Origin of the sequence: Pararhizobium sp. IMCC3301 (assembly GCF_030758315.1) — a bacterium.
Taxonomy (GTDB): domain Bacteria; phylum Pseudomonadota; class Alphaproteobacteria; order Rhizobiales.
This window is the reverse complement of record NZ_CP132336.1, coordinates 1322200-1334477: the sequence shown is the minus strand read 5'-3', so window position 1 is coordinate 1334477 and position 12278 is coordinate 1322200. Positions and strand designations below refer to the sequence as shown.

The 12278-nt window shown below is 56.4% G+C and carries 12 protein-coding genes; 5 read left to right on the top strand and 7 right to left on the bottom strand.

Features of this window, described 5'->3' with window-relative positions; genetic code table 11:
* Positions 1-32: 32 nt before the first annotated feature.
* The 5 genes from RAL88_RS06400 to RAL88_RS06380 all read left to right on the top strand — a co-directional run bounded on the left by RAL88_RS06400 (position 33) and on the right by RAL88_RS06380 (position 4821).
* Positions 33-1487, top strand: a complete 1455-nt coding sequence (locus RAL88_RS06400) for a RimK family protein (protein WP_306268100.1) — start codon at positions 33-35, stop codon at positions 1485-1487.
* 378 nt (positions 1488-1865) lie between these two features.
* Entirely contained in the window at positions 1866-2930 is a 1065-nt protein-coding gene (locus tag RAL88_RS06395; RefSeq protein ID WP_306268098.1) for a YncE family protein, read from the top strand.
* 150 nt (positions 2931-3080) lie between these two features.
* Positions 3081-3584, top strand: coding sequence for a cytochrome c (locus tag RAL88_RS06390; protein WP_306268096.1), 504 nt, complete (start codon positions 3081-3083; stop codon positions 3582-3584).
* Positions 3585-3922: 338 nt separating this feature from the next.
* Complete coding sequence (locus tag RAL88_RS06385; RefSeq protein WP_306268094.1) at positions 3923-4309, top strand: DUF302 domain-containing protein; 387 nt, start codon at positions 3923-3925, stop codon at positions 4307-4309.
* Positions 4306-4821 (top strand): cytochrome c, encoded by a 516-nt coding sequence (locus RAL88_RS06380; protein WP_306268093.1) that lies wholly within the window; start codon positions 4306-4308, stop codon positions 4819-4821. The genes RAL88_RS06385 and RAL88_RS06380 overlap by 4 nt, the downstream gene beginning before the upstream one ends.
* A 72-nt stretch (positions 4822-4893) precedes the next feature.
* Here the strand turns inward: RAL88_RS06380 and RAL88_RS06375 are convergent, their stop codons facing one another.
* The 7 genes from RAL88_RS06375 to RAL88_RS06345 are packed head-to-tail and all read right to left on the bottom strand — an operon-like array spanning position 4894 to position 12212.
* Complete coding sequence (locus RAL88_RS06375; RefSeq protein WP_306268091.1) at positions 4894-6066, bottom strand: UxaA family hydrolase; 1173 nt, start codon at positions 6064-6066, stop codon at positions 4894-4896.
* Positions 6047-6319 (bottom strand): UxaA family hydrolase, encoded by a 273-nt coding sequence (locus RAL88_RS06370; protein WP_306268088.1) that lies wholly within the window; start codon positions 6317-6319, stop codon positions 6047-6049. The genes RAL88_RS06375 and RAL88_RS06370 overlap by 20 nt, the downstream gene beginning before the upstream one ends.
* Entirely contained in the window at positions 6316-7701 is a 1386-nt protein-coding gene (locus tag RAL88_RS06365) for an aldehyde dehydrogenase (protein ID WP_306268086.1), read from the bottom strand. Before RAL88_RS06365 ends, RAL88_RS06370 begins: the two co-directional genes overlap by 4 nt.
* 4 nt (positions 7702-7705) lie before the next feature.
* On the bottom strand, positions 7706-9001 hold the full coding sequence (locus RAL88_RS06360) for a TRAP transporter large permease (protein ID WP_306268085.1): 1296 nt from the start codon (positions 8999-9001) through the stop codon (positions 7706-7708).
* Positions 8994-9467: a TRAP transporter small permease gene (locus RAL88_RS06355; protein WP_306268083.1), complete on the bottom strand. Its 474-nt coding sequence runs from the start codon at positions 9465-9467 to the stop codon at positions 8994-8996. Before RAL88_RS06355 ends, RAL88_RS06360 begins: the two co-directional genes overlap by 8 nt.
* Before the next feature lie 58 nt (positions 9468-9525).
* Positions 9526-10584, bottom strand: a complete 1059-nt coding sequence (locus tag RAL88_RS06350; protein WP_306268081.1) for a TRAP transporter substrate-binding protein — start codon at positions 10582-10584, stop codon at positions 9526-9528.
* 29 nt (positions 10585-10613) lie between these two features.
* Complete coding sequence (locus RAL88_RS06345) at positions 10614-12212, bottom strand: GMC family oxidoreductase (protein WP_306268080.1); 1599 nt, start codon at positions 12210-12212, stop codon at positions 10614-10616.
* Positions 12213-12278 lie beyond the last annotated feature (66 nt).

The following is a 12278-nucleotide window of genomic DNA, read 5'->3' as shown; positions in this document are numbered from 1 at the left end:
CGCGTTTTTCCAGAAAGGAACTCGAGATTTAAATGTCCATCTGGGTTATTCTCGTCGGTCAGCATACCCACATTTCCAACACGGAAACTCCGCACAAGGTCATTACCACAAAGGAATATCTGGCGGCCCCGGATCTGTTCAGGAATACCAGACCGAACATCATCAATCTGTCGGCTTCATATGCCTATAAAAAGCGCGGCTATTACGCCTCACTGCTGGCCAATGCACGTGCGCACCGCATCATTCCCTCAGTCGAAACCATGATCGATCTGTCGGAGCGCCAGCTCTATGATCACGCCCTTCCTGAACTGGAAGATATGTTGAACAAGTGTCTGAGCGGCACGCAGGACCTGTCGGAAGACAGTCTCAGTTTTTTCTTTGGCGGTTCGAGCGATGAGCGTCTCGCGCGGTTCGGCAAATTGCTGTTCGACTGGTTTCGCGCCCCCATATTAAAGCTTGCAGTGAAACCCGGTAACCGGGTCTCGATTGCAAAAATCCAGATGGTGCCGTTTCACAAGCTGACGCCGCAGGAGCGGCCCCGCTTTCTGGCGGCGATGGATACTCACACTTCGCGCAACTGGAACGAAAGCAAACCGAAAACAGCCGCCAAATATTCAATTGCCACCCTGTGCGATCCTGATGAAGTTCTGCCGCCTTCTTCCATTGCCTCGCTGAAACACTGGGCGCGGATTGCTGCGAAAATGGGGGTTGAAGTGGAGCCGGTTTCGCGGCGCGATCTGCCTAAACTGGCGAATTACGATGCCCTGTTCATTCGCGAAACCACTTCCATCTCCAACCACACTTACCGGTTTGCGCGGCGTGCGCTTCAGGAGGGCATGCCGGTGATCGATGATCCGGTTTCGATGATCCGCTGCACCAACAAAGTGTATCTGCACGAATTGCTGGATGCAGCGTCGATTGCCATGCCGCAATCGATTATCGTATCGAGTTTTGATGAATGTCAGCGGGCCGCCGAGGTGATCGGCTTTCCCATGGTTGTGAAAATACCAGATGGTTCGTTTTCAAAAGGCGTTGAGAAGGCGGTCGACATAGCCGGGCTTCGCAAGCTGGCGACCAACTGGCTGAAGGATAGCGATCTTCTGATCTGCCAGACCTACATGCCGACCGATTTTGACTGGCGGGTCGGTGTGCTGGGTGGCCAACCACTGTTCGTGACACAGTATCTCATGGCGCCCAAACACTGGCAGATCGTCAAACATAATGGCAGCCATGCGCCGCTTGAAGGCGGCTACCGGCCGGTCTCGCTTGCATCGGCGCCATCGGAGTTGCTGGATGTAGCGACCAGGGCAACTCGGCTCATCGGCGATGGCTTCTATGGCGTGGATATCAAACAGGTTAAAGACCAGTTTTTCGTCATCGAAATCAATGATAATCCGAACCTCAATCATGGCTGTGAAGATGCCGATGAAAAGGACGAGGTCTGGATCAGACTGACCAACTGGTTCATCGAACGTATCGACGCGTGATGCATAGGGCGCAGGCGGAGCCGCATTGCAGTGACGTTTGCATTGAACAGCGCATCCGCACAGGGTGAACCTGCAATCCAACAAGCCAGACGGCTCTCTCCATCCCACTCACCGCGTCCTGTCCTGGAAGGTGCCGAACTCTCGCGAGCGGTGTAACCCGTCTGAGTAACGGCCGTAACCGGTCTGATCGGCGTAAAGTTTTGCGGCTTGATCTGGGTCAATGCCCCCTTGGCGTTTGCCGCTAGGGTGCACATCGTCGTAAGGTTCCGGCCGCAGAGCAGCCGGCGCGCAAAGCAATAATCCGGCCGATATCCCGGCCAGAATCTGATTGCGGACATCTTCCTGACCGCCTGACGGTCGAGCGAATGAGGAGATATTATGGGTATCATCGGTTTTACGAAGAGCCTGTCACTGGCTTCGGCCCTTGTGCTGACGGGCAGTGTGGCTTTTGCACAAACGGTTTTTGTGCCGGAAGGAAGCGCGAATTCCATCCTGATGGTGAATGCCACCACGGGTGACATGATCAACCGGATTGAGGGATTGGAAGCGGTACACGGTCTTGCCGGCGCGCCGGGCGTGCCTGTGCTGGTCGCGGGCAGCTATGCGGAGGTTGATCGTGAAGATATTGCCGAAACATCGCTACCCGAAGGCGTGACGGCGGATGAACATGCCGGGCATCATGCTCCGGCTGCCAAGCCAATGGGACCGGCAGGGGCTGGCTTGAGCCTGCTCAGCATTCTCGATGCCGAAACCGGCGAAATTCTGCGCCGCATCGAGGTGCCAGGTGCCGTGCACCACACTGCGGTGTCTCCGGATGGCCGGTTCGCAGTGGCGACGCATCCATCGGGTGATGGAATTTCTGTGATCGATCTGAAGACGATGGCGATGACCGGGTGGGTTGCGACCGGTTCAATGCCCAACTATGCTGTATTCGGCACAGATCCGGGCATAGTTTATGTCTCGAACGCAGGTAATGGCACCGTCAGCGAGGTTGATCTGGAACGGCAAATCGTGCGTCGTAATCTGTTCGCCGGCCTGGCACCGGAGCATCTGGTTCTCGATTCCGTGTCGGGAACGCTTTACGTCGCGGATTCCGATGACGGGCAGGTGCTTGAACTGGCGCTGGAAAGTGGTGAAACGAGCCGCAGTTTCGAGATTGGCGGCGAGATCCACGGGATCGAGCTGACAGAAGACCGCACTCAGCTGATTGTAGCTGGACGCGGCGAAGACAAGGTTGTGGTGATTGACCTTGCGGGGAGTTCCATTTCAACTGTCTCGCTTGCTCCGGAGCCCTATCACCTCACCAATGTGCCTGGAACAGGACGTCTGTTCGTCTCGTCGCGGGCGGAACCGAAAGTCTGGATTCTCGATGCATCAGACCTGAGTGTAATTGGCGAATTTGCCGTTGAAAGTGTAGGCCATCAGATGGTTGTCATGAACTGAAGCCGGACCGCCATAACCCTGCATATCACCACAACCCATATGGTGAGTGGCGATATGCAGCAAGCGAAGCAGTGCGGCGACCATCGTAGCGGGTGGAGATTTGACGCAAGGCACTCCAAATCCAAACCGAATACACATTAGGAGACCCCGATGAAAATACCGATGAAACTGATGATCTCTGCGCTCTTTGTTACAGTGGCAGTGCCGGTACTCGCACAGCAGCACAGTTCAGGGATGGGTGCGGACGACGCGATGATGGCCGAAGGTCTGATGATGCCGGAGATGGATGCTGCCAAAGGACGACAGCTGTTCGCATCCAAGGGCTGTGTTGTCTGTCATGCGATCAACGGTGTGGGTGGCGAGGACGCACCGAGCCTGGATGCCGAGCTTATGGATATGCCGATGAACCCGTTCGATTTTGCCGCACGTATGTGGCGCGGGGCCGGAGCCATGGTGGCCCTGCAGGAGGATGAAATGGGCGGGCAGATCGAGCTGGATGGCGAGGAACTGGCCGCTATTATCGCTTTCGTTCATGATGCTGATGAGCAAGCGAAATTCTCTGACGCGGATGTCCCAGATGCGATCAAGGGCATGATGCATCACGAAAGTGAGGAAGAGCATCATGAAGAAGGTGAGGATGATGATCACGGTTGACGGGCGGCGGGTTGGCTGTTCCGGTTGAGTGCCGACTTGCAAAGCTCCGCGATCTCAGTGTTGCGGGGTTTTGGTTTCAGGTATGGTCACAATGTCAGGCAAACGCCACAGTCTTGCCGTAGGATATATCGAATCCGGCATTGAATTTGCGCTTCGGACCCACAGTCACGTGCTTGTGAGAACTGTAAAGGAGAATGAATATGAACGGATTTGATATGGGATTTGGAATGGGATTTGGAGGGATCTGGATGATCCTGATCCTCGTGCTGGTTATTTTAGGAATCGCTGTGTTGTTCAAAACCCTGATGAAATAACGCAATAAAGAAGGATATCTGCCGATGAGTTACTCAATTGACCGAACTTTCAAAGATGCCACATTGGACGCCATCGAGGCCCGGACCCGCAGTGCTTTGGCCGACGCCGGCTTTGGCGTGCTGACGGAGATCGACGTCAAGGCAACGATGAAGAAGAAAATCGACAAGGACATGCCGGGATATCTCATCCTGGGCGCCTGTAATCCAAAGATGGCATGGGAGGCTATTGGCCTGGAGCCGAAAGTAGGCGCAATGTTGCCGTGCAATGTCATTCTGCGCGAGATTGACGCTGGCGTAGAAGTTTCCGCTATTGATCCGCAAGCCTCGATGATGGCGATTGACAATGCGGAACTGAAACGTGTTGCGGGCGAAGTTCGTGATCTGCTGCGCAAGGCCGTAGAAGCCATATGATCAGTGAGAGCGGTCGAAAGCGCCGCAACCTGATTGTTGCCGGAAGCGTCGCTTTGGGCCTCGTCGCACTGTTGAGCCTCGAGTTCTCGCTGACACCGAGGACCGACCGAGGCGATTGGCCGACGCAATTCCGAAGCAACGGCGAACAATTGTACTTCACCGGCATGAATTCAAACGGGGAGGCGATTCGCGCCACAGGCGGGGGCCATATGCAGATGATGGGTGGTGGCTCCTGCGCTGCCTGTCATGGAGTTGACCGTCAGGGCGGTCGATTGCGCCCGACTTACTGGACAGTGGCTCCGGCGATTACCGAAGCCGCCTTGACGGGTGAGCATGGCGATAGTGATGGTCACGACCATTCCTCATACACCCGCGAAAGTTTGGCTGAAGCAATCACCAAAGGGGTAAGGCCGGACGGCAGCGAAATTGGTTCGCGCATGCCACGCTGGCTAATGTCGGACGAAGATCTGTCCGATCTGGTCGCGTTTCTCTTGCCGGATGAAGGCAGTTAAATTTGCACTTGCAACGGTTTTCGAATTGTTCCGCGCCATTAAAACCAAGGCCATTGCGATACATGAAACCCTCTAAAGAGGCAGTTGCGAAACCGGAACTGTGATCTGGCCCTCCTGCCATTGTTCCGCGCAGGTCAGCCTGCCCTCTGAGATCTGCCGCACCAGATCAAGGATGGCCTGGGCAGTGTCACCATAGTCAGACTGGCCCGAAATAATCCCTGACACATCCAGATCTATACTGTCAGACCAGTCTGACAGGGTCTTCGGGTTGCCACAGATTTTCACTGTCGGCGCCAGGGGCAGGCCGGACGGATTGAAAACTCCGACAGCAAAAAGAGTGATTTGCGCGCCTGCCAGCACCATTCCGGTCAGCGATGTCGGGCTGAAAAATGGTGTGTGCATGAAGTAAAGCCCGGGCTCACCCGGCTTTTCGCCGAATTGTAATGCCCCGGAAAATTTGCTGGTGCCGATTTTGCAAATTGCCCCCATGGTTTTTTCTGTCAGCGTGCTCAGTCCGGCTTCAATGTTTTCCTGCGTTGGATTGACGCCGCGATAGTCAGTTCCATCGGCGTGCATCATTGCATCTTCGGCGCTCAGATGTGCCAGAATGGCCTGCGCAATCGCCGGGCTGTGAGACTGCGCGCGGATGACATCCTCACCGCCCAGGAATTCGGCGGTTTCCGATACGATCGCAGTGCCGCCTGCGGCAATCAGCTGATCCACGAAACGGCCGATTGACGGATTGGCACAAAGTGCGGAAGTTGCGTCGGAGCCGCCGCATTCCAGGGCGACCGTCAGATCGGACAGCTGCAGATCTGTTTTGGGACTTCCAGCCATGGCAGTCATCAGATCTTGCAGATGCAAGACCATGACATCCTGCGCCGCCTGCATGCCGCGCTGTGCCATGAGCGAAAGAACAACCACAGGCTTTTGCAATTCTGCACAGGCCGCGTGCAAGTGTGCAGCGGCCGCGCGGTCGTGGGTTACAACAAGGGCGGCACCGACATTGGGATGGGCGATGATTGCCTCAATCATGTCAGCCTGAAGCGTTGCATCGCAGCCGCGCACGCCACGCTGAAACCCGGGAGTAACCGGCAGAACGCCAGGCACCCGGGCTGCGGCCAGTGCGGTCACGCGGTCGGTGAGGGCGATGGTCGACAATGCAATCACATGGTTGCGTAGCCCGATGCGGCCATCCGGGCGTCGCCAGCCCATGCCGATCGTCTCATGCGATGTTGTGGACATGGACGTGTTCTCCCTGAAGAATGGCCGTTTTTGCATGTCCGATTACCACGCCGTATTTGACCACTTCGGCTCCTGCCGCAATGTCGCTCAGCGCCACTTTGTGACCGAAGGGAACGCCCTCGACAATCTCCATGCCGCTAACGATCCGGGTGCAATCCAGCCTGTCATCCAGCATGGTCGCCACATTATCCCCCGGATGGGTTTTCAGAGACAGGCGCGTACTGGATTTGCCTGCTTGTTCGGTGCCGCTCATGCCTGGGCTTTGCGATAAACCATGTGTTCCTGGGTGTAAAAATGCAGGGTCGAGTTGCCGTTTGAACCGCCGACGCCGAGTGAGGAGTTTTTGACACCGACGAAGGGTGTGTGATCTTCGGGAAAACTGCCGCAATTGACGTGGATCATGCCGCTTTCAGCCTCGGCAATGAAGCGATCCACCAGCGGTGTCTGCTCTGAATAGAGACACGCCGAGAGGCCGAACTCCACGTCATTGCAGATCGCAAGCGCCTCATCAGGCGTATCATAGGGGATCACGGCGAGCACCGGACCAAACACCTCGTCACGGGCGACTTCCATGTCTGGTGTCACGTTGGAAAGGATCGTCGGGGCGTAAAAATAGCCGCCATTCTGCTCAATGGTGGTACCGCCTGCGGCGGCGTGAGCGCCAGCCGCGAGACTGCGCTCGACAAAGCCAGCGACATCGTCCCGCGCCTTTTCACCCATCAGCGGACCGATGGTTGTGCCAGCGTCCAACCCGTCACCGATTTGCGCCGCCTTGGCGCGGCTGGCCAGTCCTTCGACCACTGCGGCCTCAAGCTCGCGGCGCACAAGAACCCGGCTGATAGCGGTGCAGCGCTGACCGCAAACGGCAAAGGCAGCGGCATAAATCTGGTTGAGGACGGCCTCAAGATCGCTGGCGTCATTCACAATTACCGGGTTCTTGCCACCCAGTTCAAGGCTGATCTCGGCCAGATTGGCCGCTGCCGCCTGCGCAACAATGCGGCCAATTTCAACCGAGCCGGTAAAGCTGATTGCGTCGACTCCGTCTGCAGATGTCAGGGCGCTGCCCAGACTTCCTGAGCCGTAAGCGATCTGAAACAGCCCTTCCGGCAGGGTCGCATCCGCCACTTCCTGCATGAGGAAAGCGGCACCCGGTGTGCTGATCGATGGTTTCAGCACCATTGCATTGCCGTAGAGCAGCGCCGGAATGGTTTTGCGGATTGGTGTGCTGAAGGGGAAATTCCAGGGGTTGATGCCGACGATCACACCGCGTGGGCGGCGGGTGGAATAACTCACCGTGTCAGGTCTTTGCGAGGGCAGAACTTCTCCGATAGCGGCAGAGGCACGGCATGTGGTAGCGCGGCCTTCGCCCAAAGCCTTGTTCACTTCGCCACGTGATTCACCGATAATCTTGCCCATTTCGCGGGTAATGGCAGTGGCGATGTCTTCGCGGCGCGCTTCAAGTCCGTCGAGAAAATTATTGACGATCCTGCCACGCTCAGGCTGCGGTATCTTTGCCCATGCCTGCTGGGCCGTGCGGGCAGTGGCCATCATGGCCGGCACATCATCGGGCGTTATGGTTGGAAAGGATGCAACCACTTCGCTCGGGTTCGCAGGATTACGGATTTCGACAGACATGGGATTACCTCAGGCTTCGCAGGGTTTCAGGCAGCCATAGGCTGAGCTGGGGGAAAAAGATCACGATCAGCATGGCGAACATCAAAGTGGCGACAAACGGCAGAATCGCAACGGCGACTTTCTCGAATTTTATATTGGCAATCTGACTGGCCACAAACAGATTTACGCCAAGTGGCGGCGTCAGAAATGCGATTTCAATTGTGACGATCAGAATGATGCCGAAGTGAACCGGATCAACGCCATAACTTTTCACCAATGGCACAAGAATCGGAGCCAGAATGATGATGGCGCTGATGGTTTCCATGAAGGTACCGATGACCACCAGAAGGGCGCAGATAATCAACAGGATGATGATGGCGCTGTCGGTGATTCCACTGAAGGCGGCGACAACATTCTGCGGGATGCGTTCCAGTGTGATGACTGTGGCAAAGAGCGTCGAGACGGCGACGATGATCATCAATGCGCCACCGAGTTTCACAGCATTCTCAAAGGCCGCCAACAGGCTGGCCCTGGTCAATTGGCGATAGACGGTGACACTGATGACAAGGGCATAGACGACGGCGCAGACCGAGGCTTCGACCGGGGTGAAGATACCTGAATAAATCCCGCCCAGAATGAGGATTGGTAGGAACAGGGCGAACTTGGCTTTCCAGATCAGCTTCCAGATACTTTGCCGCGGCGCGCCTGTGTCCTCTGTCATCACCGCACCGGCGCGGCGGGCAATGACATAGGCCACACCGGCCAGAAGGAACGCTGTCAGAATGCCGGGCACCATGCCGGCTGCAAACAAATCGGCAATCGATACATTGGCTATGATGCCATAGATGATTAGCGGGTTGCTTGGCGGGATCATGACACCCAGAGTACCGCCCGTGGCGGAAACCGATGCCGCATAGGCAGCCGGATAGCCGTATTTGATCATCGCCGGAATCATGATTGCGCCGATTGCTGCAACCGTGCCGGGACCGGAGCCGGAAATCGCTGCAAAAAACATGCAGGAGAAAATTGTCACCAGCCCGAGGCTGCCGGGGATATGGCCAAAGGCATGGCGGAAAATGCTGATGATATCTTCGGTGATGCCGCCCTTTTCCATGATGTTGCCGGCCAGAATAAAAGCGGGGATGGCGAGCAGCGGGAACTGGTCCAGACCGTTCAGGACATTCTGGGTGGCAAACACCATCGGCGCGTCGGTGATGTAACTGATGGTCAGCCCGACAATGCCGAGGCAGACATAGATCGGCAGTCCGAGGATCAGCAGCAGCGGAAAAACAACCGTGAGAACGAGAATGACCTCATTCATCGATCATGCCTCCGCGTATGAGAGTGAGCAGGTCCTGAAGATGCAACAGGAAAATCATGACAAAGCCGGCGCACATGGCGGCGAACAGGAAATTCTGGTTGAATCCAAGCGCCGGAGAGATGTTGGGATAGCGCAGGCCATCGGTAAAATTAAATGCGGAAAACACAACCATCACGGCGGCAAAGCCAAGCACGACAATGGTGTGAAAAAAGGCCATTGGCCGGGCGCCGATCCTGCTTGCAATCGCGTCGGAAAACACGGACACGCGAAGATGCGAACGGGTGAGCGTGCCGTAGGCTGCCGCGATAAAGACCATTGTGATGAAACTGAAACGGCCGGTTTCTTCGGTCCAGTCTACTGACCAGCGAAACTCACGCGCAATCACCTGCAGAAAAAGCGATGCAACCATAAAGGCCAACAGCGCGGAAGCGAGCAGCAAAAGCGATTTGCGCAGGGCGTTATGCATTATCGTTTCCTTCAGTGACGGCCCGCCCGCAGCACCCTGGCTGCGGGCGGGACTGGCATTATTTATCGCCAGGAAAGGCGGCCAGAATTTCCAGTGCCTTGTTGGCGACCATTTCACCATCTGGTCCGATGGCGTCGTAATAGTCTGGCCAGATGGCGCGGGCTTTTTCAAGCCATTCGGTTTCGTCTTCGATCGCGGTGATCTCGACTCCGGCCTCGCGGGCCTTATCCCACCAATTGGCTTCATCCAGCGGCTGCCACCAGCGAATGTAATCCGTGGCTTCTTTGCCAGCACGCAGGATCGCCGCCTGATGCTCTTCTGACAGGCCCTGGAACCAGCGCTCCGACACGACAATCGGGTGAGTCAGGATCGTATAATGGAACGTGGTCATGCGGTTGATGACCTCGTTAAACTTCATGCCGATCACGTCCGTGACCGGATTGTCACCACCTTCAACAACGCCCTGCTGCAAAGCGCTGTAAAGTTCGGCCCATGCGATGGGAGTCGGGTTGCCGCCCCATGCCTCGTATGAAGCAATCATGATTGGATTGGGTGGCACGCGCATTTTCAGCCCGGCCAAATCCGCAGGTTTCTCGATGGGTTTGTCAGATTTATAGAAAAACGCCCGCCATCCGGAGTTTTCCCAGCCAACGATGCGCACGCCGGCTTCCTCGATCACACGGGGCACCAGAAATGGGGTGATCTGATCCTGAAGATAATTGACCTGTTCGGTAGAGGTAGCCAGATACGGCAGGATGAAAACGTTCAAAGATGGCGCCAAGGCCGCAATGTTGTTGGTAGCGGGCAAGGTCACCTGAAGCGCGCCCTGGCGGGCCTGCTGAACCATCTCGCGTTCGCCGCCAAGCTGCGCTCCGGGGAAGATTTCCGGGCGGATTTCATTGCGTGTATAAATCGCCACCAACTCGGCAAAGCGTTTTAGCGTCGCCGTGTGTGAGGACCATTCCATATTGACTGAATGGCCGATTTTCATGGTGATCTGCCCGTCCATCTCAGGAACGGATTCCCAGCCGAGTGGATTCGGCTCCTGGGCTGTCGCCATGACCGGACCCAGGGCGAGTGCCCCGGCCAGCATTGCGATTTTCGTTATATGTTTCATGTCTGTTTCCTCCTTGTTGATGAATGTTCTCAGTGGCTGCTCTGGATGATGGAGGCAGCCTTTTCCGCAATCATGTAGGTTGCGGAATTCGTATTGGCGGATGTGATGCTTGGCATGATTGAGGCGTCGACGATGCGCAGTCCCTCGACCCCCTGGACGCGCAATTGCGGGTCAACGACAGCGCCGGCGTCGCTGCCCATGCGGCAGGTGCCAACCAGATGGTAGACCGTAGTCGCATTGCTGCGGATCGCATTCAGCATCTCTTCGTCAGTCCTGCAATCATCCCCGGGAATGACTTCGCGAGACCACAGGTCACGGAACGCTGGCTGGCGGTAAATGTCGCGCACAATTTTCAATCCCTCCAGCGTGACGTCCCGATCGCGCTGGGTGTTTAAGTAATTCATCCGGATCTTCGGGTCCCGGGCCGGGTCGGCTGAATCAATGTGAATGCTGCCGCGGCTTTCAGGATGGCACTGCCAGAATGACGTGGTGAATCCGGAATAGCGATGCAGCGGTTTGCCGGGCTTGTCGACCGACAAAGGCATGACAAACAGCTGAAGGTCAGGGCGGTTGTCCTCAGCGTATTTTGTGCACATGGCGCCGCCCACCTGGCCGGCACCCACCGAAAGCGGGCCAGCTCCATTGATGAGCCAATCCAGTCCCATCTGTGCCAGACGCAATGGGTTGCGGATGTGATCATTCAGCGACAGGCCGCGCCGCGACAATTCAACGATTGTGCGCATCTGAATGTGGTCCTGGAGGTTTTCACCGACCTCGGGTGCGTCGTGACGAACCTTGATACCATGCTGGCGCAGCAGGCTGGCGGGTCCGATGCCTGAAAGCTGCAAAAGCTGCGGGGTTTGAACCGAGCCGCCGCACAGGATCACTTCGCTTGCGCAGTTGACCTGGCAGTCCTGCCCGTTGTGGCGATAAGAGACGCCGCGCGCGCGCTTTCCGTCAAAAATCAGGCCGAATACCTGGGCATGAAGTTTTACTGTGAGATTTGGCCGGCCCATAGCCGGTTTCAGGAAAGCCGTTGCCGCGCTGTCACGCCAGCGCCCGCGAAGTGTCAGTTGATAAGAACCAACGCCATAACTCGACGCGCCGTTGAAGTCGGGATTGCGAGGCAATCCGGCTTCGCCGGCGGCTTCCATCCAGGCATCACATGCGGCATTTTTATTGCGCAGATCGCTGACCTGAAGCGGACCCTGCGCACCCCTGTATTGCGACGGCGTACCGGACGAGGTTTCAAGTTTGCGAAAGTAGGGCAGGACGCTGTTATAATCCCAGCCATCCGCTCCGCGCCGGGCCCAATCGTCAAAGTCTCCGTGCTGGCCGCGAATGAAGATCAATCCGTTGATCGAACTGGAGCCGCCGATGACACGTCCGCGCGGACAATCAATCTGCCGCCCGTTGATGCCATCATCAGGCTCCGAACGGTACAAATGTGAATAACTTGGATTGTAGATGGATTTGTAATATCCGACCGGCAGTTTCAGCCAGAAATTACGGTCGGATCCACCACCTTCGAGCACCAGAACCCGGCAATCCGGGTCCTCGGTCAGACGCGCAGCCAGTGTAGCTCCTGCGGTTCCCGATCCCACGATGATGTAGTCGTAATCTGGCATGCTGATCCGTTAAAAAACCTAAAGTCCTATATTTAGGTATAATCCAGATGCAGTATGTGAGCAAGC